The organism is Micromonospora sp. LZ34, from assembly GCF_052981855.1.
The window spans coordinates 17412-39303 of the sequence record NZ_JBRIQN010000046.1 but is presented as its reverse complement, the minus strand read 5'-3'; the positions used below and the strand labels follow the sequence as shown (position 1 = coordinate 39303).

The 21892-nt window shown below is 72.4% G+C and carries 19 protein-coding genes; 5 read left to right on the top strand and 14 right to left on the bottom strand.

Annotated elements, in window-relative coordinates:
- Nucleotides 1–67: 67 nt before the first annotated feature.
- The 7 genes from smpB to pruA all read right to left on the bottom strand — a co-directional run bounded on the left by smpB (nucleotide 68) and on the right by pruA (nucleotide 6784).
- Nucleotides 68–547: an SsrA-binding protein SmpB gene (gene smpB, locus ACVCAH_RS31045; RefSeq protein WP_447139792.1), complete on the bottom strand. Its 480-nt coding sequence runs from the start codon at nucleotides 545–547 to the stop codon at nucleotides 68–70.
- Nucleotides 548–681: 134 nt separating this feature from the next.
- Complete coding sequence (ftsX, locus tag ACVCAH_RS31040) at nucleotides 682–1557, bottom strand: permease-like cell division protein FtsX (protein ID WP_447139791.1); 876 nt, start codon at nucleotides 1555–1557, stop codon at nucleotides 682–684.
- Nucleotides 1558–1628: 71 nt separating this feature from the next.
- Complete coding sequence (gene ftsE / locus ACVCAH_RS31035; RefSeq protein ID WP_007455859.1) at nucleotides 1629–2309, bottom strand: cell division ATP-binding protein FtsE; 681 nt, start codon at nucleotides 2307–2309, stop codon at nucleotides 1629–1631.
- A 118-nt stretch (nucleotides 2310–2427) separates the two neighbouring features.
- On the bottom strand, nucleotides 2428–3549 hold the full coding sequence (prfB, locus tag ACVCAH_RS31030) for a peptide chain release factor 2 (RefSeq protein ID WP_447139790.1): 1122 nt from the start codon (nucleotides 3547–3549) through the stop codon (nucleotides 2428–2430).
- Between the two features lie 76 nt (nucleotides 3550–3625).
- Nucleotides 3626–4141: a PadR family transcriptional regulator gene (locus tag ACVCAH_RS31025; RefSeq protein WP_447139789.1), complete on the bottom strand. Its 516-nt coding sequence runs from the start codon at nucleotides 4139–4141 to the stop codon at nucleotides 3626–3628.
- Between the two features lie 117 nt (nucleotides 4142–4258).
- A complete protein-coding gene (locus ACVCAH_RS31020) occupies nucleotides 4259–5062 on the bottom strand; it encodes a tryptophan 2,3-dioxygenase (RefSeq protein WP_447139788.1) in 804 nt (267 codons plus the stop codon).
- 93 nt (nucleotides 5063–5155) lie between these two features.
- Complete coding sequence (gene pruA, locus ACVCAH_RS31015; protein WP_447139787.1) at nucleotides 5156–6784, bottom strand: L-glutamate gamma-semialdehyde dehydrogenase; 1629 nt, start codon at nucleotides 6782–6784, stop codon at nucleotides 5156–5158.
- A gap of 502 nt (nucleotides 6785–7286) precedes the next feature.
- On the opposite strand from pruA, the gene ACVCAH_RS31010 reads away from it, so the two are divergent.
- Nucleotides 7287–8450 (top strand): hypothetical protein, encoded by a 1164-nt coding sequence (locus ACVCAH_RS31010; protein ID WP_447139786.1) that lies wholly within the window; start codon nucleotides 7287–7289, stop codon nucleotides 8448–8450.
- 64 nt (nucleotides 8451–8514) lie between these two features.
- Here ACVCAH_RS31010 and ACVCAH_RS31005 read toward each other — a convergent pair whose 3' ends face one another.
- Nucleotides 8515–9024, bottom strand: a complete 510-nt coding sequence (locus ACVCAH_RS31005) for a DUF6912 family protein (protein WP_447139785.1) — start codon at nucleotides 9022–9024, stop codon at nucleotides 8515–8517.
- 215 nt (nucleotides 9025–9239) lie between these two features.
- On the opposite strand from ACVCAH_RS31005, the gene ACVCAH_RS31000 reads away from it, so the two are divergent.
- Nucleotides 9240–9467, top strand: a complete 228-nt coding sequence (locus tag ACVCAH_RS31000) for a helix-turn-helix transcriptional regulator (protein ID WP_088995866.1) — start codon at nucleotides 9240–9242, stop codon at nucleotides 9465–9467.
- 103 nt (nucleotides 9468–9570) lie between these two features.
- A complete protein-coding gene (locus tag ACVCAH_RS30995) occupies nucleotides 9571–10173 on the top strand; it encodes an Rv3235 family protein (protein ID WP_447139784.1) in 603 nt (200 codons plus the stop codon).
- Between the two features lie 218 nt (nucleotides 10174–10391).
- On the opposite strand, the gene secA is transcribed toward ACVCAH_RS30995, so the two are convergent.
- Nucleotides 10392–13313 carry a preprotein translocase subunit SecA gene (gene secA, locus ACVCAH_RS30990; protein ID WP_447139783.1) on the bottom strand — a complete coding sequence of 974 codons (2922 nt, stop codon included), beginning with the start codon at nucleotides 13311–13313 and terminating at the stop codon, nucleotides 10392–10394.
- Nucleotides 13314–13473: 160 nt separating this feature from the next.
- Here secA and ACVCAH_RS30985 point away from each other — a divergent pair, with 160 nt between their 5' ends.
- Both ACVCAH_RS30985 and ACVCAH_RS30980 read left to right on the top strand, forming a co-directional pair.
- Complete coding sequence (locus ACVCAH_RS30985; protein ID WP_447139782.1) at nucleotides 13474–14640, top strand: GNAT family N-acetyltransferase; 1167 nt, start codon at nucleotides 13474–13476, stop codon at nucleotides 14638–14640.
- A complete protein-coding gene (locus ACVCAH_RS30980) occupies nucleotides 14637–15746 on the top strand; it encodes a GNAT family N-acetyltransferase (RefSeq protein ID WP_447139781.1) in 1110 nt (369 codons plus the stop codon). The genes ACVCAH_RS30985 and ACVCAH_RS30980 overlap by 4 nt, the downstream gene beginning before the upstream one ends.
- A gap of 53 nt (nucleotides 15747–15799) precedes the next feature.
- Here the strand turns inward: ACVCAH_RS30980 and hpf are convergent, their stop codons facing one another.
- From hpf to mtrA, 5 genes are all read right to left on the bottom strand, one after another.
- Nucleotides 15800–16447: a ribosome hibernation-promoting factor, HPF/YfiA family gene (hpf, locus tag ACVCAH_RS30975; RefSeq protein WP_447139780.1), complete on the bottom strand. Its 648-nt coding sequence runs from the start codon at nucleotides 16445–16447 to the stop codon at nucleotides 15800–15802.
- A 245-nt stretch (nucleotides 16448–16692) separates the two neighbouring features.
- Nucleotides 16693–17388, bottom strand: coding sequence for a ComF family protein (locus ACVCAH_RS30970; RefSeq protein ID WP_447139801.1), 696 nt, complete (start codon nucleotides 17386–17388; stop codon nucleotides 16693–16695).
- Between the two features lie 14 nt (nucleotides 17389–17402).
- The gene (locus tag ACVCAH_RS30965; RefSeq protein ID WP_447139779.1) at nucleotides 17403–19202 is read right to left on the bottom strand and encodes an LpqB family beta-propeller domain-containing protein; all 1800 of its coding nucleotides are present in this window, start codon (nucleotides 19200–19202) and stop codon (nucleotides 17403–17405) included.
- On the bottom strand, nucleotides 19199–21001 hold the full coding sequence (gene mtrB / locus ACVCAH_RS30960; protein ID WP_447139778.1) for an MtrAB system histidine kinase MtrB: 1803 nt from the start codon (nucleotides 20999–21001) through the stop codon (nucleotides 19199–19201). The genes ACVCAH_RS30965 and mtrB overlap by 4 nt, the downstream gene beginning before the upstream one ends.
- A 12-nt stretch (nucleotides 21002–21013) precedes the next feature.
- Nucleotides 21014–21703: an MtrAB system response regulator MtrA gene (mtrA, locus tag ACVCAH_RS30955; RefSeq protein WP_109906154.1), complete on the bottom strand. Its 690-nt coding sequence runs from the start codon at nucleotides 21701–21703 to the stop codon at nucleotides 21014–21016.
- Nucleotides 21704–21892 lie beyond the last annotated feature (189 nt).

Sequence of the window (21892 nt, the reverse complement as noted above, 5' to 3'; positions counted from 1 at the left end):
ACGCCTGCCGCAACGGGTTTCATCCCGAGCCCCGGCCGGGCGTGCCGACCGGGACGAAGCGGATATGTTAGTCGTTCATTCCCTTGCCGCGCCGGCCGCTGACCCGGGCGATCTCCCGGTCCGCGTCCCGCTTGGCGAGGTCCTGCCGCTTGTCGTACGACTTCTTGCCCTTGGCCAGGGCGATCTCCACCTTCGCCCAGCCGTCGGAGAAGTAGACCTGCAACGGCACCATGGTGAGGCCGCCCTCGCGGGTCTTGCCGATCAGCCGGTCGATCTCCAGCCGCTTGAGCAGCAGCTTCCGGGTACGCCGGGGCTCGTGGTTGGTCCAGGTGCCCTGGGTGTACTCGGGGATGTGCATCCCGTGCAGGTAGAGCTCGCCGTTGCGCTCCTGGGCGAACGCGTCGACCAGCGACGCCCGCCCGGCCCGCAGCGACTTGACCTCGGTGCCGGTCAGCGCCATCCCCGCCTCGTAGGTGTCGAGGATCGAGTAGTCGTGCCGGGCCTTCTTGTTGGAGGCGACGACCTTGCGTCCCTTTTCCCGTGGCATCGGCGCCACCCCCTTCCAGGTGACCCGTGACCGGTCGGACCGGCCCGGGGCGGAGATCATGCTACCCGAATGACAAGGACCCTCCCGCACCGTTTATTCCGGCGCGGGAGGGCCCTCGGAGAGCCGTACGGTAACTAGACCCGCAGGTAGAAGCGGAGCGTGACCCAGGCGGTGACCGCGCTGACGAGACCACCGACGGCGGCCATCAGCGGGAACGTCAGGGCGATGTCGGACCAGGAGATCGGCGTGATCAGGCCCTCCAGGGCGGCCAACGAGCCACCGCCGGCGGCGACCTTCAGCCCGGCCAGCGCGACCAGGCCGAAGATCGAGCCGATCAGGCCGGCGACCACGGCCTCCAGCACGAACGGCGCCTGGATGAACCAGTTGGAGGCGCCGACCAGCTTCATGACCGCGACCTCACGCCGCTTGCTGTACGCGGCCACCTGGATCGTGTTGGCGACCAGGAGCAGCGCGGCGATGGCCATCACGACCGCGATGGCCAGCGCGAAGTTCTGGATCCCGCTGAGCACGCCGAAGACCTTGTCCAGCAGCCGGCTCTGGTCGACGATCTCGTCGACCCCCTCGGCGTCCTTGTACTGGTCGTAGATGTTCTTGTACTGCTCCGGGTTGACCAGCTCGAGCCGGAAGGACTCGGGCAGCTGGTCCGGCTTGACCGCGCTCACCAGGTCGGGGGCGTCCTGGTACATCTCCTGGAAGCGCTTGTACGCCTCGTCCTTGTTGACGTAGTGCACCTCCTCGACCAGGGGGTCGCCCTTGAGCTTGGCGTCCAGGTCGGTGCGCTGCTGCTCGGTCACCTCCTGGTCCAGGAAGATCGAGACCTCGACGTTCTCGTAGTAGAGGTCCTTCATGTCGCCGACCTTCTGGTACAGCAGGCCGCTCGCGCCAAGCATGAACAACGACACCGCCATGGTGATGATCATGGCGATGGTCATGGTGACGTTGCGCCACAGTCCGACCAGTACCTCGGACAGGACGTACTTCATCCGCATCGGGAATTCCTCCGGCTCTCCGGCGTGAGGTGTTCGTCGTCAGGTCGTACGGCTGGGGGTGGCCGCTCGGCTCACCCGTAGACGCCGCGGGCCTGGTCGCGCACGATGCGGCCGCTCTCGATCTCGATGACGCGGCGGCGCATCTGGTTCACGATGTTGGAGTCGTGCGTGACCATCACGACGGTCGTGCCGGTGCGGTTGATCCGGTCCAGCAGGCGCATGATCTCGATCGAGGTGTCCGGGTCCAGGTTTCCGGTCGGCTCGTCCGCGAGCAGGATGAGCGGGCGGTTCACGAACGCCCGGGCGACGGCGACCCGCTGCTGCTCACCACCGGAGAGCTCGTGCGGGTAGCGGTGCTCCTTGCCACCGAGCCCGACCAGCTCCAGCACCTCCGGCACGACCCGGCGGGCGACCGCCTTGGTCTTGCCGATCACCTCGAGAGCGAACGCCACGTTCTCGTAGGCGGTGCGGTTCGGCAGCAGCCGGAAGTCCTGGAAGACGCAGCCGATCGAGCGCCGGAAGTGGGGTCGCTTCCAGGAGCGCATCGAGGTGACGTCCTTGCTGTTCACGATGACCCGGCCCTTGTTGGGCGTGACCTCGTGCAGCAGCATCTTGATGATCGTGGACTTGCCGGAGCCGGATGGACCGATGAAGAAGACGAACTCGCCCTTCTCGATCGAGACGGACACGTTGTCGAGCGAAGGCCGGGACGCCTTCGGGTACGTCTTCGTCACTTGCTCAAGCTGAATCACGGGTGGTGAGTCTACGCGGTGTAACGGAAGAGCCAAGCCCCACGCCCCGCGGTTGCGGGGCGAGTCATCAATCTAGGGCGTATCGGGAAGATCGACGAAGCGCTCCGCCCGTGCCCGGTCACGCACTGTCGCCAGCGAGCTGCTGCTGCTTGCGCCACCGGATCCCGGCCTCGATGAAGGCGTCCAGGTCGCCGTCGAAGACCGACGACGGATTGCCGGTCTCCTGCTCGGTTCGGAGATCCTTCACCATCTGATAAGGGTGCAGCACGTACGAGCGCATCTGATCGCCCCACGAGCCGGCGGCGTCCGTCTTGAGCCCCTGGAGCTTGGCCTGCTCCTCCTGCCGCTTGCGCTCCAACAGCCGGGCCTGGAGCACCCGCAGCGCGGAGGCCTTGTTCTGCAGCTGGGACTTCTCGTTCTGGCAGGTGACCACGATGCCGGTCGGGAGGTGGGTGATCCGCACGGCCGAGTCGGTGGTGTTCACGCTCTGCCCGCCCGGCCCCGAGGAGCGGTAGACGTCGATCCGCATCTCGTTCTCGGGGATGTCGATGTGGTCGGTCTGCTCCACCACCGGCAGCACCTCGACGCCGGCGAAGCTGGTCTGCCGGCGGCCCTGGTTGTCGAACGGGCTGATCCGGACCAGCCGGTGGGTGCCCGACTCGACGCTGAGCGTGCCGTAGGCGTAGGGGACCTTGACCGTGAAGGTGGCCGACTTCAGGCCCGCCTCCTCGGCGTACGAGGTCTCGTAGACCTCGGTCGGGTAGCCGTGCCGCTCGGCCCAGCGCAGGTACATCCGCAGCAGCATCTCGGCGAAGTCCGCCGCGTCCACGCCGCCGGCGCCGGCCCGGATGGCGACCAGCGCCTCCCGGGAGTCGTACTCGCCGGAGAGCAGGGTGCGGACCTCCATCTCCTGGATGGCCTTGGTCAGCCCGGTGATCTCCGACTCGACCTCGGCCAGCACGCCCGGGTCGGACTCCGCCTCGGCCAGCTCCAGCAGTACGCCGGCGTCGTCGAGCCGGGAGCGGAGGCTGCCCAGCTTGCCGATTTCGCCGTTGACGTACGACAGCTGGGAGGTGACCTGCTGGGCCTTGGCCTGGTCGTCCCAGAGGTCGGGGGCGGACGCCTCCTGCTCCAGGCGGGCCTTGTCCGCGCGCAGCCGGTCGATGTCGAGCACCGACTCGATGTTGCGCAGGGTGGCGTCGAGGTCCTTGAGCTGTTCAGCGTAATCGGCAGCGGTCACGACTGACAAGCGTACTGCGAGGGTGCGGAGTGAGCTTGCGAGCCCCGCGCTCCCGGGCGGGCGGGTCGGCCGAGGATCACCCGACGGGGGCGCTCTTGAGCCACGACAGGGCGGCCTTGTGGTAGGCGACGGCGAACTCCAGCGCGCTGGCGTCGTACGTCTCGCCCTCCTTCTTGGCGCTCTTGACCTGCTCCCGGACCCGGGCGAGGGCCTCGGTGTGGTATTCGTTCGCCGCCGCCTGGAGGTTCTGCAGCTGGCTGGGCGAGTGCAGGTCACCGAAGGCGATGCGCAGCGCGATCGGGTTGCGGATGGTGTCCCGCCCGGGATCCTCCGCCAACCAGCGGGAGAACGTCCGTTTTCCGGCCGCGGTGATCGCGTACGGCTGGCTCATGCGCGGGCCGGGCTTGCCCATCCGGACGAGCCCTCGCTCGGCGAGCACCGGCAACTCCCGGTAGACCTGACTGCGGGTCATCGACCAGTACGGCGCCAGCCGGCGCTCGGCGGCGGCCATCAACTGGCCACCTGTCATGGGGCCCTCATGGAGCAGCCCGAGCAGGGCCGCCGCCGTGGGGTTGACTCCGGAATCCGCCATGCCCCTCACGCTGCCACTTTGCCGACCCTCCGTCCAGGATTTCACAGTTTCGCCACCCGGTAGGGGTTCCTATGTGCACTGTCGGCGCAAGACAGTCCGTGGCGGAGCGTCGATGCCTCACAACCGGCTGCGCAGCTCCCACAGTTCCGGGTAGAACCGGGTCTCCACCCGGGAGCGCAGGTACGCCCCGCCGGCCGAGCCGCCGGTGCCCGGTTTGGTGCCGATCTGCCGCTCGGCCATCAGCACGTGCCGGGCCCGCCACAGCGAGAACGCCTGGTCGTGGGCGACCAGCGCCTCCGCGAGATCCCACAGCGGCCCGAACCGCTCCCGGTCCGCGGCGATCGTGGCGTACGCCGCGAAGCGCGCCTCCGCCTGGGAGACGTCGAAGCCGGCCCGGTCGAGCACGGCCAGGAAGCCGTCCCAGAGACTCGGCTCGGCCAGCCGCCGCTCCAGCCGCTCCCGGTCCGCGGCGGACAGTCCCCGGAACCGGCGCAGGAAGTCCGGGTCCTTCAGCCCGGAGAGGAACTCGATCTCCCGGAACTGCACCGACTGGAAGCCGGAGGCCGGGGCGAGCTTGGTCCGGAAGACCAGGAAGTCCTGGGGGGTCATGGTGTCGATCACGTCAACCTGGCCGATCAGCACCCGCTCCACCACGTGGCAGCGCTCCAGCCGCACCCGCGGCAGGTAGGTCTCGCCGGCGAGCATCCGGTCCCGGGCGTCGGAGAGTTCGGACAGCAGCAGCTTGAACCACAGCTCGTAGACCTGGTGGATGGTGATGAAGAGCAGTTCGTCGTGGGAGGCCGGATCGGACTCCGGCACCTGCGCGGCGAGCAGGTCGGCCAGCCGCAGGTAGTCGCTGTAGGTGAGCAGGCCACCCTGCTCACCGAACCGGGGGTCGTACGCGGGGGTGGGGTGGCTCATCGCGCCACGCTACCGCCGCGCTCCGGCCCCCGCTCACCGCCGACGGACCGGTGGCCGGCGACGCGGAACGCGCCGCCGGCCACCGTCGCCGGTTCAGCCCATGTGCGGGTACGTGTGGTCGGTCGGCGGGACGAAGGTCTCCTTGATCGTCCGCGGCGACATCCAGCGCACCAGGTTGTGCCAGGAGCCGGCCTTGTCGTTGGTGCCGCTGGCCCGGGCGCCGCCGAACGGCTGCTGCCCGACCACCGCACCGGTCGGCTTGTCGTTGATGTAGAAGTTGCCGGCCGCGTACCGCATCTTCTCCGCCACCGCGTCGACCACCTGGCGGTCGGTCGCGAAGATCGAACCGGTCAGCGCGTACGGGGCGATCGACTCGGCCTGGGCGACCACCTCGTCGAAGCGGGCGTCGTCGAAGACGTGCACGCCGAGGATCGGGCCGAAGTACTCGGTGGTGAACGTCTCGTGCGCCGGGTCGGTGCACTCGAACAGGGTCGGCCGGACGAAGTAGCCGACCGAGTCGTCGGCGGTGCCCCCGGCGATGATCCGGCAGGTGTCGTCGCCGCCGATCAGCTCCAGCGCGGCGGTGTGCCGGTCGAACGCCTTGGCGTCGATCACCGCGCCGCCGAAGTTGCCGAAGTCGGTGACGTCACCGTAGGTGAGCGACTCCGCGGTGGCGGCCAGGCGGTCCCGCAGCCCGCCCTCCCAGATCGACCGCGGCACGTACGCCCGGGACGCCGCCGAGCACTTCTGGCCCTGGTACTCGTAGGCGCCGCGGATCAGGGCGGTGTGCAGGGCGTCCACGTCGGCGCTGGAGTGCGCCACGACGAAGTCCTTGCCGCCGGTCTCGCCGACCAGCCGCGGGTAGCCCCGGTAGCGGGAGATGTTGTCGCCGACGGTCTTCCACAGGTGCTGGAAGACCTTGGTCGAGCCGGTGAAGTGGATGCCGGCCAGGTCGGGGTCGGCGAGCACCACGTCGGAGACCTCCTCGCCCCGACCGGTGACCATGTTGATCACACCGGCCGGCAGCCCGGCCGCCTCGAACAGCCGCATGGTGAAGTGCGCGGCGAACTGCTGGGTCGGACCCGGCTTCCAGACCACGGTGTTGCCCAGCAGGGCCGGCGCCGACGGCAGGTTGCCGGCGATCGCGGTGAAGTTGAACGGGGTGATCGCGTAGACGAAGCCCTCCAGCGGCCGGTGGTCGAACCGGTTCCAGGTGCCGGCCGACGAGAGCGGCTGCTCGGCCAGGAGCCGGCGCGCGAAGTGCACGTTGAACCGGAGGAAGTCGATGAACTCGCAGGCCGAGTCGATCTCCGCCTGGATGGCGGTCTTGGACTGGCCGAGCATGGTGGCCGCGTTCAGGGTGTCCCGCCAGGGGCCGGCGAGCAGTTCGGCGGCGCGCAGGAAGATCGCCGCCCGCTCCTCGAACGGCAGCGCCCGCCACATCGGGGCGGCGTCCTTGGCCGCCTTGACCGCCGCGCGGGCGTCGTCGTGGGTGGCGTGCGCGGTGACGCCCAGCACGTGCGCGTGCTTGTGCGGCTGGACCACGTCGATCGACTCGCCGCCGGCCATCCGTTGCTCACCGGCGATGGTCATCGGCAGGTCGATCCGCTCGGCGGCCAGCTCGGCCAGTCGCCGTTGGAGCCGCTCCCGGTCGGCGCTGCCCGGCTCGTAGTTGCGTACCGGCTCGTTGCGGGGCTCGGGTACGGAGAACACGGCGTCCATCAAGGCTCCTGGCGATCTCGACAGCGGTGGCGAAACCGGACCCGCGGGCGCGCGGCCGGGTGACCTGCGCCGGGACGCCGCGCGACGGTAGCCGGTCGCGGCGGCGGGACCGGGGCCAATTCTCCCATGCGGGCCCCTCGCCTCCACCCTCCCCCGCCCTGCCCGCCGGGCCGCGCTGCCAGGCCCTTCACCGAGCCCGCCCGGCCTCCCCCGCCCTCCCCGCCGGGCCGCGGCGCCGGCCGCCCTGCCAGGCCCTTCACCGAGCCCACCCGGCCTCAGCCGGCTCCCCGCCCGACCCCGCCGCCTCCCGTCCGGCTGATCAAGAGGTTGGCGTCGAAGCCCCGCCGACGCTGACCCGAACCTCTCGATCATCGGGTGCGCCGGGGTGCCGGGCGGGGCGGCGGGGCGGGGGCGGGTGGGCGCGTACCCTGGGTTGCCGGTGACCTGCCCGCCCCGTGCCCGGCCGACCGCCCGGGGGCCGGCCCGCCTCGAAGGGGAGACGATGACCAAGCAGCCCGGCGGCTCCGCGGCCGCGGAGTCGGACCAGCCGGTGGCCGACGACACCACTGCGGCCGCCGGCCCGGGCACCGCACCCGCGACCGCCGGACCGGCCGCCGCCCGGACGGCGGCGGACGAGGCGGGACCGGCGGACGGTGCCGCCGACCCGACGGACGCCGAGCGGGCAGGATCCGCCGGTGCGGTCCGTGCGGTCGCAGAACCGGCCGACGACGCTCCGGCAGGAGCGGCGGCGCCCGCGGCGCCGGTGCTCGCGCTGCTGGCGCTGGGGTGGCTGGCCGCGATGCTCTGGTCGACCCGCGAGGCGATCACCTCGGCGGCGGCCGGGGTGACCGCGATCAGCCTCTCCGCCTTCGCGCTGCCGGGGGTGATCTCCGCCGCGCTGGTCGCCGGCGCCGCCTTCGCCCTCTCCGGGGTCGACCTGCTCGGCCGCCGGGTCGGCGACCGGGCCACCCTGCGCTTCCTCGCGGCGATCGGCGCCGGCCTGCTGATCGGGCTCGCCGCCGCGTTCGCGATCAACCTGACCTACGCCGACAACGCGACCACCAACGTGATCGCCGGCACCGCCGCCGCCGCGGCGATCATCGGCGGGGCCGTCGCCGGCGCCCGCAGCGCCCCGACCGTCGGCGCGGTGGTGGCGGCCGCGCTCGGCACGCTGGTCTTCGTGGTGGCGTTCAGCCGGGCCCGGGACCCGCTCTTCGACCTCTTCGGCGCCGGCGAGACGCAGGAGTCGCTGGTCACCGCGGCCAAGTGGGTGTCGCGCACCGAGTCCCTGCTCGCCGGGCTGGTCGCCGGGCTGCTCGCCTTCGGCTACCTGACCTGGGCCCGCCGCCGGGCCACCCGGCGCGACCCGGACGCCCCCGCGCTGCGCTGGCCGGCGTACCTGCTGGCCGGGGCCGGCCCGGGCCTGCTCCTGCTGGTCGCCGAGGTGGTCATCCGGATCGGCGGGCGCTCCCTGCTCGACCTGGCCGCCGCGCTGAGCGAGGCGGACGCGGTGGCCCAGACGTCACTGGGCACCTCGCGGGTGGACAACGGCATCTGGGTGCTCTTCGTGGGCGCGCTGACCGCGCTGGTCCTGTTCGGCCGGACGCTCGGCCCGGTGCGGACCGACGACGACCCGGAGCCCGCGGAGGCCACGGCCGACCGCTGATCCGGGTGCGGCCGGACGGCGCGCAGGTCGGCGTCGCCGGGCCGCCGCCCCGCACCGGAGCGGGTCAGGTGGCGGTACGCAGCAGCAGGTCCAGCTCGGTGACGTCGTACCACTCCAGCTCGTGGTCCTCGGCGCCGTCGACGGTGAACTGGGCGTCCGGGTCACCGGCGAGCGCCTCGGCGACCACCTCGGCGGCGGCGGCCACGTCCTCGACCGCCTCCGACCCGTCCACGTGGATCGCGGCGACGGCCTCGATCGGCACCGGCCGGGCCAGCTCGACCCCGCTCGATCCCAGCTCGCCGTCACCGCGCCCGACCGCCGCGGCCGGCAGGTCCACCGAGACCACCACCCGGCGGCGGGGCGCGCCCGGGTCGGCCCGGAGCAGCTGCAACGCGTCCTGGGCGGCGCGGGTGAAGGCGACGTACTCCAACTCCTCCTCGTCGCCCTCGGCGTACCACTCCCGCAGGGCCGGAGTCACCGCGTGCGCCCGCGCCGCGGCGAGCCCCTGCTCACGCAGCCGGGACAGCATCGGGACGGTCGCGGGCACGTACACCCGGACAAGGTCGTCGCTCACCGGTCGTCTCCCTGCTAAGTCCTCCGCCGGCGTCCACCGGCCCGGGCGCCGATCATGCCGTACGCCGTGACCGTCATACACCTCGTACGTCGCCCGGTGGAAGTTCCGCGCCGGTGTGTCCGCCACCGGAAGTGGCCGGGGCGACCGGCGGGTGCTGGGCGAGGCCGGCAGGCGGTGGCAAACTGAGCCAAACGACGCCAACCCCGGGAGTTTCCGTGGAGCCGAGGTTCCTGCTCCTCTCCGACGTGGCCGCCGAGCTCAACGTGTCGGATTCGCAGGTCTACCACATGGTGCGCAGCGGCGAACTGCCCGCGATCAAGATCGGAGGGCGCGGCCAGTGGCGGGTGGAGCGCGCCCAACTGGAGGAGTACATCCAGCGCAAGTACGCGGAGACCGCGGAGTGGGTGCGCAGCAACCCGCTCGCCGACCGCGACCCGGAGTGACCCCGCCGACGCGCTGAGCCATTGACCGCAGGCTCTCCCATGCTCAAAGATGAGAGGCGATCAGAGGCAAACGAAGGCAAACGCAAGATCAGGGGGCAGCGCGATGACCGACTCCCGCCGACCCGGCCCGTCCCGGCCACCCGTGCGGCTGCGGCCCGCGCCCTCGTTCGAGCCACCCTTCGTCGACGAGGACGGCAGCCACTGGCCACTGCCCGGCGACGGCCAGCTCGCCCTCGACCTGTTCGAGCGGGTCCGCCGGGAGCCCGGCCGCCCGCCCGACCGGCGGCTGCGGCCCGGGCCGACCCCCGCCGGGCCCGGCCGCCGCGCCCCCGGCCCGCTGCCGCCCGGCGCCCTGGTGACCGCCACGCCCGAGGCGACCCGGGCCGCCCACCGCTTCGTCGGCACGTGTCTCGAGGTGCTCAACGGCTACCGTCCGCCCGGGCAGCTCCGGCCGCTGCTCGACCCGGCCCGGGCCGCCGAGCTGCTGCCCGAGCTGGCCCGGGCCGGCGCGCGGACCGGCCCGGTGCGCCGCCGGTCGACCCGGCCCACCGTGCGGCTGCGCCGGCTGCGGGTCTGCGAGCCCCGGGCCGCCGCGGTCGAGGTGGCCGCGGTGCTCGCCGGCGGCAACGGTCACGCCTGGGCGATGGCGCTCCGCCTGGAACACCGCCGCGGCACCTGGCTCTGCACCGCCCTCCAAGTCCTGTGACGGGCCCGTCCGGCCGGACCGCAGCCGTCGGCCGTCCGAGGACGAGCGGCGAGGGCGGAAGCTCCGGTTGCGGCAGATCGGGGTGTCCCGGCGGCCGGATACCGCGCCATCCGCAAACGGGGTCGATCAAGACGGCGGACGTCGGTGATCGCAGCGTCGGGCCGGAGACGCCGACGGGCCCCGGCCGGTTGGCCGGGGCCCGTCGGGCGAGCGTCGGATCAGGCGCCGCCGTTGGGCGCGCCGTGGCAGCGCTTGTACTTGCGGCCGGAGCCGCACGGGCAGGGCGCGTTGCGGGACGGGCCGTTGCCCGCCTCCGCCTGCCCCGGAGCCGGCCGGCGGGCCGCGTTCGACGCGACGGCCGGGCCGCGCAGCCCGGTCGCCGGGCGCTGCGGGGCGTTCGGCGCGGTCGTCCCCGGCGCCGCCGGAGCGGCCTTGGCCGCCCGCCCGATGCCGAGCGCGGGAGCCTGCTCCTCGGCCGGCTCGACGGCCACCGAGCCGCGACCCGCCTCGCCGTCGATGGTCGGCGCGGAGTACTGCAGGCCCTGCTGCTGCGGCGCCCGGTTCAGGCCCTTGGCCCGGATCTCCACCGGCTTGTCGAGCAGCTTGACCTCTTCGGCCTCCGGCTCCGGCTCCGCGACCTGGACCTCCAGGTTGTAGAGGAAGCCGACCGTCTCCTCCTTGATGCCGTCCATCATGGTGGCGAACATGTCGAAGCCCTCGCGCTGGTATTCGATCACCGGGTCGCGCTGGGCGTACGCCCGCAGGTTGATGCCCTCCTGCAGGTAGTCCATCTCGTAGAGGTGCTCACGCCACTTGCGGTCGATGACCTGGAGCAGCACCATCCGCTCGAGCTGGCGTACCGCGTCCTCGCCGAGCTGCTCCTCCCGCCGGTCGTACGCGGCGTGCGCGTCCTCCTTGAGGCGGGACATCAGGAAGTCGGCGTCCATGCCGGCCCGCGAGCCGCCCGCCTCCTCCTCCAGCTCCTCGATGGTGATGCCGACCGGGTAGAGCTGCTTGAGGCTGGACCAGAGCTGCTCGAGGTCCCAGTCCTCGCCGTAGCCCTCGGCGGTGGCGCCCTGCACGTACGCCTCGATGACGTCGTCGATCATGTTGCGGACCTGGTCGGAGAGGTCCTCGCCGTTGAGCACCCGGAGGCGCTCGGCGTAGATCACCTGGCGCTGCTTGTTCAGCACCTCGTCGTACTTCAGGACGTTCTTGCGGATCTCGGCGTTCTGGCCCTCGATCTGGGCCTGCGCGTTCTTGATCTGCCGGGTGACCATCTTCGACTCGATGGGCACGTCCTCCGGGATGTTGAACCGGTCCATGACCGCCTCGACCGCGCCGGAGCGGAACCGCTTCATCAGCTCGTCCTGCAGGGACAGGTAGAAGCGGGACTCGCCCGGGTCACCCTGCCGGCCGGAGCGACCGCGCAGCTGGTTGTCGATCCGCCGGGACTCGTGCCGCTCGGTGCCCAGCACGTAGAGGCCACCGGCGGCGGCGACCTCCTCCGCCTCGGCTTCGCAGGCCTGCTTCCACTTGGGCAGGACCTCCTCCATCGCCTTGGCGTACTCCTCCTCGTGCTCCAGCGGGTCGAGGCCGCGCTGGCGCAGCTCGCTCGCGGCGAGGAACTCGGGGTTGCCGCCGAGCAGGATGTCCGTGCCCCGGCCGGCCATGTTGGTGGCCACGGTGACCGCGCCCTTGCGCCCGGCCTGGGCGACGATCTCGGCCTCCCGGGCGTGGAACTTGGCGTTCAGCACCGAGTGCGGGATGCCGCGGCGGCGCAGCAGCTGGGAGAGGATCTCGGAGTTCTCCACCGAGACGGTGCCGACCAGCACCGGTTGCCCGGCCTGGTGCCGCTCGGCGATGTCCTCCACCACGGCGTTGAACTTGGCCTTCTCGGTCTTGTAGATGACGTCCGGCCGGTCCTGCCGGACCATCGGCCGGTGCGTCGGGATGGTCACCACGCCGACCTTGTAGACCTTGTTGAACTCGCCCGCCTCGGTCTGCGCGGTACCGGTCATGCCGGAGAGCTTCTCGTAGAGGCGGAAGTAGTTCTGGAGGGTGATGGTGGCCAGGGTCTGGTTCTCCTGCTTGATCTCCACCCCCTCCTTGGCCTCGATCGCCTGGTGCATGCCCTCGTTGTAGCGGCGGCCGTGCAGGATGCGGCCGGTGAACTCGTCGACGATCAGGACCTCGCCGTCGCTGACGATGTAGTCCTTGTCGCGCTTGTAGAGCTCCTTGGCCTTGATGGCGTTGTTCAGGTAGCCGACCAGCGGGGTGTTCACCGACTCGTAGAGGTTGTCGATGCCGAGCCGGTCCTCGACCTTGGCGACGCCGCGCTCGGTGACCGCGATGGTCCGCTTGGCGTAGTCGACCTCGTAGTCGCCCTCGCCGTCCTTGCCGGGCTGGAGCCGGGCCACCACGGCGGCGAACTCGCCGTACCAGCGGGCGGAGTGCTCGGCCGGTCCGGAGATGATCAGCGGGGTCCGGGCCTCGTCGATCAGGATCGAGTCGACCTCGTCGACCACCGCGAAGTTGTGCCCGCGCTGGACCAGTTCGTCCCGCGACCAGGCCATGTTGTCGCGCAGGTAGTCGAAGCCGAACTCGTTGTTGGTGCCGTAGGTGATGTCGCACTCGTACGCGGCCCGGTGCTCGGCGGCCGGGCGGTTGGGCATCACCACGCCGACGGTGAGGCCGAGGAACTCGTGCACCCGGCCCATCCACGCGGCGTCCCGCTGGGCCAGGTAGTCGTTGACCGTGACCACGTGCACGCCCTCGCCGGAGAGCGCGTTCAGGTAGACCGGCATGACCGAGGTCAGGGTCTTGCCCTCACCGGTCTTCATCTCGGCGATGTTGCCGAAGTGCAGCGCCGCGCCGCCCATCACCTGGACGTCGTACGGGCGCTGGCCGAGCACCCGGGCAGCCGCCTCGCGGCACACCGCGAACGCCTCGGGCAGCAGGTCGTCGAGGGTCTCGCCGTCGGCCAGCCGCTCCTTGAACTGCTCGGTCATGCCGCGCAGCTCGGCGTCGGTGAGGTTGACGTAGTCGTCCTCGATCGAGTTGACGGCGGCGGCGATGGCCTTGAGCCGGCGCACCATACGGCCCTCGCCCGCGCGGAGGACCTTTTCCAGAATCGACACGGATCAACGCTCCCCTAGACAGTCTCGAACCATCGTAGGCGCTCCATCGGGGCGATGGTCACTGGTGGCGGGGGTCCGTCCCGACGAAAACGACATAACACGCAGCACGTCCGCCGGCGGCCCGGATATCCGTTACGCCGTCCGCGAACGATCCGGCACGATGAGTCGGGTGGAACCCGTGGAGATCATCGAGGACGGCCTGCTGCTGCGCCCCTGGCAGGCCACCGACGCCGACGCCGTGCACCGTGCCTGCCAGGACCCGGACATCCAGCGCTGGACCACCGTACCCCGCCCGTACCTGCCCGAACACGCCCAGAGGTTCGTCACCGAGGTGGCTCCGGGCGACTGGTCGGCCGGCCGGGGAGCGCCGTTCGCGGTCTGCGACGCGGCCACCGGTGAGCTGCTCGGCTCGTGCGGGCTGGTCTCCATCGACACCGGCCTGGGCTCCGGCGAGATCGGCTACTGGGTCGCCCCCTGGGCCCGCGGGCGCGGCGTCACCGTACGGGCCGCCCGGGCGGTCGCCCGCTGGGCCTTCGACACCCTCAAGCTGCGCCGGCTGATCTGGCAGGCCGAGGTCGGCAACCACGCGTCCCGGCTGGTGGCGCTGCGCACCGGGTTCCGGATCGATGGGCGGCTGCGGCTGGCGGACCCGGCGCCCGACGGCGGCAACCAGGGCTGGATCGGCTCACTGCTGACCGGCGAGGTGCCGGCCGCCGGCAGCACCGGCCCGGCCGGCCCCGGCACCCTGGAGGCCCGGCGGGCCGCCGTCTTCGGCCGCCCGCAGCCGGTCCTCTTCGCCACCGCCGGCGCCACCGAACTGCGGCTGCGCCCGATGGAGGAACGCGACCTCGACGCGGTCGTGGCCACCTGCCAGGACCCGGAGACCGTCCGCTGGACCACCGTGCCCGACCCGTACCGGCGCGAGCACGCCGAGGGGTTCCGCCGGGACGTCGCCGAGGCGGCCTGGGCGGGCGGCACCGGCGCGTCGTACGCGATCGCCGACGCCGACGACCGGTACGCCGGCTCGGTCGACCTGCGGCTCTCCCCGGCCGACCCGCTGCTGGCCGACGTCGGCTTCATGACCGCGCCGCACGCCCGGGGCCGGGGCTACCAGCCGGCCGCGCTCGCCGCGCTCTGCGCCTGGGGCTTCGCCACGCTCGGCCTGGCCCGGACCGAGTGGCGGGCGAACGTGGGCAACACCGCGTCCCGCCGGGTCGCCGAGAAGGCCGGCTTCACCTTCGAGGGCACCGCCCGCGGCGGGGTCAACCACCGCGGCGAACGGCTGGACGCCTGGGTGGCCGGGCTGCTCGCCGAGGACCTGTCGTGACGCCGAAGGTGGTCGAGGCGTACGGTGTCCGGCTGCGGGAGTTCCGCGACGACGACGTCGCCGACACCGCCGCCGCCTGCGCCGACCCGTTGACCCAGCGGTTTATCTCCGGCATGCCGTCGCCGTACACCGAGGCGGACGCCCGCTGGTGGGTCACCGAGGGCGCACCCGCGGCCTGGGCCACCGGCGGGGCCGCCTACGCGGTGGCGGACCGGGACACCGACCGGCTGCTCGGCGGGGTCGGACTGAGCCAGCCGGTGGCCTACCGGAGCCAGGCCGAGATCGGCTACTGGGTGGCGCCGTGGGCGCGCGGGCGGGGGGTGGCCACCGCGGCGACCCGGGCGCTGGCCGAGCACGCGTTCGCCACCGGGACCGCCCGGCTGGAACTGCTCACCCACGCCGAGAACGCCGCCAGCCAGCGGGTCGCGCTCGCCGCCGGCTTCCGCTACGAGGGCGTACGCCGCGACGCCAACCCGACCCGGGGCGGCGGCCGGCACGACCTGCTCGCCTGGGTACGTCTCGCCGACGACCCGCCCGGGCCGACCCCGCGCCCGCTGCCCGACCTGCCCGACGGCCGGCTCGACGACGGCGTGGTGACCCTGCGCCGGCTCGCCCCGGACGACGCGGACCTGATGTTCCGGCTGCACACGCTCCCCGAGGTGGTGGCGAACCAGGCGCCCCCGGTGCCACCCGGCCGGGACGCGATCGAGCGGCGCTGCCGGCTGGCGGAGAGCGGCTGGCTGACCGGCGCCATCGCCCGGCTGCTGATCCTCGACGCGGCCACCGGCGAGTCGGTCGGCAGTTGCGGGCTCTCCTACACCGACCTGCCGGCCGGCGAGGCGAGCGTCGGCTACGCGCTGCTGCCGGCCGCGCGGGGTCGCGGCCTCGCCACCCGGGCCGTCCGGCTGCTCGCCGGCTGGGCCTTCGGGCCGGCCGGAATCGCCCGACTGACCGCCGGCACCATGCCCGACAACATCGCCTCGCACCGGGTGCTGGAGAAGGTCGGCTTCCGGCGCGAGGGGCTGCTGCGGGGACGGCTGCCCGGCCTGGCCGGGAGCCGCATCGACGACCTGGTCTTCGGGCTGCTGCCGGAGGAACTGCGCTGACCCGGCCGGTCGTGGCGGCGGGCGGTGCCGCCACCACGACCGCGCTCGACTCCTCAGATCGCCAGCGAGATGATGCCGTAGTCGTAGGCGTGCCGGCGGTAGACGACGCTCGGCCGGCCGGACTCCTTGTCCTGGAACAGGTAGAAGTCGTGGCCGACGAGTTCCATCTGGAACAGCGCGTCGTCGACGGTCATCGGCTCGGCGGGGTGCACCTTCTCCCGCGCGATGTGCCAGGGCTGGTCGTCGTACTCGTCCTCGGCGTCGACCCGTTCCGCGACCGCCGTGGCGGTGGCCGCGCTCGCGCCGTTCACCGACGTCGACAGCGGCGGGACGTCGAGGTCCGCCACGGGCAGGCCGGCGGTGGCGGCGGCGACGGAGAGCGGCGCGTGCCGCCCCCGGTGGACCCGGCGGCGGTCGGCCGCCCGGCGCAACCGGGTGTCGAGCTTGGCGATCGCCGCGTCGAGCGCGCTGTAGAAGTCGTTCGTGCAGGCCTCGGCCCGGATCACCGGACCGCGGGAGACACAGGTTATCTCCACCCGCTGGCAGTGGTCCGCCTGACGCGGATTGCGCTCGTGGAACAGCTCCACATCGACGCGAATAAGTTTGTGATCGTAGCGTTCGATCTTCGCGAGTTTCTCCGCGACGTGCACCCGGTAATGGTCGGGAACTTCGACGTTCCGGCCCTTGACCACGATGTCCACGTGACCTCCTCGTTCGGATGGTCGTTCGTTCCGGCATCCGGTCGCGCGCTCCGGGGAGGCCCCACTCGGCGTCGACCGGTCAATACGGCTACGCCTCCTCTCACCGCCGGGGGCGGCTGAAAGACCTCCTACCCCCGACAGCAAAACGCTAACGCCTGTTCATGGCACAGTCACCCCTGGTTGCGGAGACCGCTCAGAAATTTTCACAGCTCATACACCAACGGGTGAAACGGAAACACGAACGGTTACGACTGTTGCCGTTTCTCGGTCGCCGCGAGCACCACGGCGACCGCCGGTGACAGGCCGGTCGCGGCCAGCGCACGGCTGACCGCGGCGAGGGTGGCGCCCGTGGTGACGATGTCGTCCAGCACCACCACGGCGGTCCCCTCCGCCACCGGCGCCACCCGGGAGCGCACCCGGAACGCCGACTCGGCCGCCGCCGCCCGGCCCGCGCTGTCCAGGGTCACCGAGTCCGGGCGGGGCAGGGCGCGCAACGGCCGGCGTACCCGCACCGGCCAGCCGGCCCGCCGCAGCCGGTGGGCGCAGTGCCGGGCCAGCCGGCCGAGGTGGTCGCCGTAGCGGGCCCGGGCCGCCGCCGCGGTGTCCGGCACCGGCACCGGCGTCACCGGGCGGGTCCCGCCGAGCGCGGTCGCCACCGCCTCGGCGAGCAGCCCGCCCAGCGGCCGGGCCAACCTATGCCGGCCGTGCTCCTTGTGCGCCAGCAGCGTCTCCCGCAGCGGCCCGGCGTACGGGCCGAGGGCGACGCAGGGCGGCAGGCCGGGCGGGGCGGGGGTGGGCCGTACCGGGCGGGGGCGCAGCACCTGCAACTGCCCGGCGCACTCCGGGCACACCCCGTGTCGCAGGCCGGGGCGGTGTTCCCGGCAGCCCGCGCAGGTGGCGGGCAGCACCAGGTCGGCGAGGTCCGCCCAGAGCGCGCCGATGTCCCGCACCGGGATCAGTAGAGGAAGAAGGGGGCGGTCGGGTTGCCGGGTCGGTCCCCGGTCGGCGACGGGCTCACGTTCAGCACCTGGTCCCGCTGGATCCGCGACGACCCGCTGTACGCCACGCCGTTCGCCTCGTACAGCACCACGCTGGGCTGCCGCACCACCGGGTTGACCGGATAGGCCGCCAGGTGGGTCACCTTGGCGCCCAACTTCTCGTGCAGCCCGGCCTGCCGGGCGCCGTCGATGCTGACCTGGTAGACCGCCGGACGGTCGACCGAACCGGCCACGACCAGCTGATCCTCCCCGCTCCAGTCGACCGCCGAGAGGGCGGTCAGCGAGGTGAACACCTTCCGCAGTGGCCCGATGCTGACCTGGTCGCCGTCCAGGCTGACCGCGGCCACGTAGAGCCCGCCACCGACGATCAGCGCGACCCGGTGACCGTCCAGCGACGTCGCCACGGCGGTGACCTCGCCCGTCACGCCGTTGAGCTGCACCTGGCTCATCGCCGCTTCCCCGTCAAAGCGGTAGAGGTTTTTGTCGGCCACCACCAGCCCGCGCGGCTTCAGCGGGTCGAGGGTACGCAGCCAGACCGGCCGGCCGATCGCGGTGTGCTCAGGCCCGCGGCGCAGGTCGGCCAGCGGGGCGACGCCGCTGCCCAGCGCGAGCCGCTGCCGCTTGTTCGGCCCGGTGACCACCAGCGCGGCCAGCGTCCGGTCACCGGCGCGGCCGAAGTTGGCCCACACCACGTTGCGGTTGACCTCCGCGGTCACCGGCACCGTCCCCGGCTCCCCGACGACGGCGAGCGGGTGCACCGCGCCGTCGTATACGCAGAACCGCTGCGGGTTCTGCGTCAGCGGGTAGACCCGATTGGCCAGCCGCTGGCCGCCCAGGTCGACCACCCGGCGGGACTGGTTCTGGACCTTCAGCTCCAGTTGGCCGTTGACGTCCGGCAGCGACCAGGCGAGCTGGGTGGCGAACTGGTCCAGCCGCCGCTCGTCGTTGCCGGACATGGCCAGGTTGACCTCCCACCGGCCGGCGCTCCCGGTGGCGTTGTTGATCAGCTCGGTGCGGTCCGGCAGCGCGGTGACCGCCGGCCGCAGCCAGTCGGACGGACCGCCGATCAGCCACCGGACCACCTCGGTCACCTGCCGCTCCTCCGGCACCGCCTCGGGCAGGTAGCGCAGGTCGGGCACCAGTCGGCTGCGGTCCGAGCTCCAGAAGTAGACCGACGAGGGCTTGTAGTACTGCTCCAACGCCACGTCGCTGAGCAGCAGCACGTTCGGCGGGTCCTGCAGGTAGAGACCGGCCTGCTCCACGTCGCCCTGCCCGGGCGTGGCCGCGCTGACGAGCTTGAACTCGTAGCTCCGCTCAGTGGCCACCGGCGGCACCAGCGTGCCGTTCGCCCGGAGCACGCCGATCTGCTGCACGTTGATGGTCACCTTGGTGCTGTCGACGTCGGGCGTGATCACCGGATCGTCGGTCAGCCGCACCACGGTGAGCGCGATCTCGCTGCCCTGCTTCTCCTGGAGCCGGTCGTGGTGCTGCGGGTCGATGTAGTCCTTGATCCGCTGGTAGGCGCGGTCCGGCTCGCCGGCGGCCGCGGCCAGGAAGTTGCGGACGAAGGTGTCGGCGTTACCCCCGGCGGCCTTCCGGGTGGGCGGCTCCAGGTTGTGACCGCTGAACGGCCCGGCCTCCGCCGTCGATACCCGGCGCTCCACCTCGACGTCGGTGCGGTCCGGGATGCCGCAGCCGGTCAGCCCGGTGGCCAGCAGGGCGAGGCCGGCGACGCCGGTGAGCAGCGAGCGTCTCACGACCGCGCCTCCGCCTTCGCCCCGGCGGCGCCCCCGCCGGCCGGGCCGGCGGGGTCGTCGCCACCGCTGGCCGCCCTCGGAGCCGGTGCGATCGCCAGCGCACCATCCGGGCCCGGGCCGATGGCCAGCAGCCCGCCGTCGCGCGGGCCGCCGAAGGGCAGGGCCGCGTCGGCCGGCACCAGCCGCAGCGGCGAGGTGGTGAGCCGGTCGCCGGCGCGGGCCGGCAGGGTGAGCCGGAACTGTGCGCCCTGCCCCGGCGCCCCCCACGCCTCCAGCCAGCCACCGTGCAGCCGGGCGTCCTCCAGGCTGATCGACAGCCCGAGCCCGGTGCCGCCGGTCTGCCGGGCCCGGGACGGATCGGCCCGCCAGAACCGGTTGAACACCAGCTTCTCCTCGCCCGGCTTGAGCCCCACCCCGCGGTCGCGCACGGTGATCGCCACCGCGGTCTCGTCCGAGCCCAGGGTGATCAGCACCGGCTTGCCCTCGCCGTGCTCGACCGCGTTGCCGACCAGGTTGCGCAGCACCCGCTCGACCCGGCGGGGGTCCACCTCGGCGATCACCGGGGCGGTCGGCACGTCCAGCTCGATGGGCACCCCCACCCGCTCGGCCAGCCCGGCCAGCCGGTCGGCCACCCGGTGCACCACCGGAACCAGGTCGGTCGGCTCGGCGTCGAGCATGGCGAACCCGGCGTCGAAGCGGCTGATCTCCAGCAGGTCGGTGAGCAGCTCCTCGAACCGGTCCAGCTCGGCCTGGAGCAGCTCCGCGCTGCGGGCGACCGCCGGGTCGAACCCGTCGCGCTCGGCGAAGATCAGGTCGGCGGCCATCCGGACCGTGGTCAGCGGCGTCCGCAGCTCGTGCGACACGTCGGAGGTGAAGCGGCGCTGCAACCGGGACATCTCCTCCAGCCGGAGGATCTGCCGTTGCAGGTTGGTGGCCATCTGGTTGAAGGAGGCGGCGAGCAGCGCCAGGTCGTCCTCGCCGTTGACCGCCATCCGCTGGTCGAGCAGCCCGGCCGAGAGTCGCTGCGCGGTCCGGGCGGCCACCCGGACCGGGGTCACCACCAGCCGGGTGACCAGCGCGGCCAACAGCCCGAGCAGCAGCACCAGGGCGACGCCGGTGGCCGCCACGGTGGCCCGGGCGTCGGCGGCGGTGGCGTCCTGCCGGGCCAGCGGGACGAAGTAGTAGAGCTCGATCTGGCCGAACTGGGTGGGCACCGGCGAGCCGTACACCAGGTATTTGGTGCGCTCGCCGGTGAGCCGGCCGGTACGGATCTGCTTGGCCACGTTGCCGTCGGCGACCGCGGCGCGCATCTCCCGGCTGATCAGCGGCCGGACGTCGACGGCGGGCGAGCTGCGGGTGTGCAGGAGGCCGGTGTAGTCGTCGGCGGTGATCGCCACCACCACGCCACTGGTCTGCTGCGGGTCGCCGCCGGCCAGGTAGTTGACCGTGCCCTCGATGGTGTCCTGGAGCTGGGCCTCCTGCGGCTGCCGGAAGAGGTAGACCTGCTTGGCGGCGTAGTCCGCCCCGCTGGTCAGCCGCAGCCGCGCGTCGGTGACGGCGTTCTCCAGCAGGATGTCAGTGATCTTGTTGGCGATCACGTAGGCGAACCCGCCCACCAGCAGGCTGGAGGCGACCAGGGTGATGGTCACCACCCGCAGCTGCAACGAACGCCGCCAGGTCAGGTGCAGCGCGGCGAGCAGCCGGGCACCCCGGGCAGCGAGCCCACGCCACAGCTCCCACCCGCCGCCACGGCGGCGGGGAGCTGCTGACGGGGAGTCCGGGACCGGGGAGGTGACCACAGTACGACCAGGCTATCCGGTCCCCGCCTTGTAGCCCACGCCCCGCACGGTGAGGATGATTTCCGGCCGCTCCGGATCCGGCTCGATCTTGGCGCGCAGCCGCTGCACGTGCACGTTGACCAGCCGGGTGTCCGCCGCGTGCCGGTAGCCCCACACCTGCTCCAGCAGCACCTCGCGGGTGAAGACCTGCCGCGGCTTGCGGGCCAGCGCGACCAGCAGGTCGAACTCCAGCGGGGTGAGCTTCACCTCCTCGCCGTTGCGGCTCACCGTGTGCGCCGGCACGTCGATGGTGATCTGGTTGCCGGGTGGCCCGATGGTCAGCATCTCCGGGGCGACGTCCTCGCCGCGCCGCAGCCGGGCCCGCATCCGGGCCACCAACTCCTTGGGCTTGAACGGCTTGACCACGTAGTCGTCGGCGCCGGACTCCAGGCCGAGGACCACGTCGACCGTGTCGCTCTTGGCGGTCAGCATGACGATCGGGACGCCCGATTCGGCCCGGATGGACCGGGCCACGTCGATACCACTCATACCGGGCAACATGAGGTCGAGCAGCACGATGTCGGGCCTGTTGTCACGGAAGGCGGCCAACGCCCGCTCCCCGTCGGCCACGAACGAGGGCAGGAACCCCTCGCTGCGCAGGACGATGCCGAGCATCTCGGCGAGCGCGGGGTCGTCGTCGACCACCAGTACCCGGGCTCTCATGGGATTAATTTTCCATCCCCGTTCAGTTCGGTGGGATCAACGTCACCCCGGCACGGTACTGCCGCGGGACGCCGGTGCCCAGCAACCGGCTCCGGACGGCGCCGCCCGGCGTGCGGGTCCACCCCGCCGGACCGCGCGTGACACCATGATCCCCGCGTGTGCCGTCACGCGCCACCACCGTTCGTCCGT

Excerpts from the sequence above, each read along its gene's own strand:
- smpB (WP_447139792.1), bottom strand. The coding sequence starts at position 547 with ATGCCACGGGAAAAGGGACGCAAGGTCGTCGCCTCCAACAAGAAGGCC.
- ftsX (WP_447139791.1), bottom strand. The coding sequence starts at position 1,557 with ATGCGGATGAAGTACGTCCTGTCCGAGGTACTGGTCGGACTGTGGCGC.
- ACVCAH_RS31025 (WP_447139789.1), bottom strand. The coding sequence starts at position 4,141 with ATGGCGGATTCCGGAGTCAACCCCACGGCGGCGGCCCTGCTCGGGCTG.
- ACVCAH_RS31020 (WP_447139788.1), bottom strand. The coding sequence starts at position 5,062 with ATGAGCCACCCCACCCCCGCGTACGACCCCCGGTTCGGTGAGCAGGGT.
- pruA (WP_447139787.1), bottom strand. The coding sequence starts at position 6,784 with ATGGACGCCGTGTTCTCCGTACCCGAGCCCCGCAACGAGCCGGTACGC.
- ACVCAH_RS31010 (WP_447139786.1), top strand. The coding sequence starts at position 7,287 with ATGACCAAGCAGCCCGGCGGCTCCGCGGCCGCGGAGTCGGACCAGCCG.
- ACVCAH_RS30995 (WP_447139784.1), top strand. The coding sequence starts at position 9,571 with ATGACCGACTCCCGCCGACCCGGCCCGTCCCGGCCACCCGTGCGGCTG.
- ACVCAH_RS30985 (WP_447139782.1), top strand. The coding sequence starts at position 13,474 with ATGAGTCGGGTGGAACCCGTGGAGATCATCGAGGACGGCCTGCTGCTG.
- mtrA (WP_109906154.1), bottom strand. The coding sequence starts at position 21,703 with ATGAGAGCCCGGGTACTGGTGGTCGACGACGACCCCGCGCTCGCCGAG.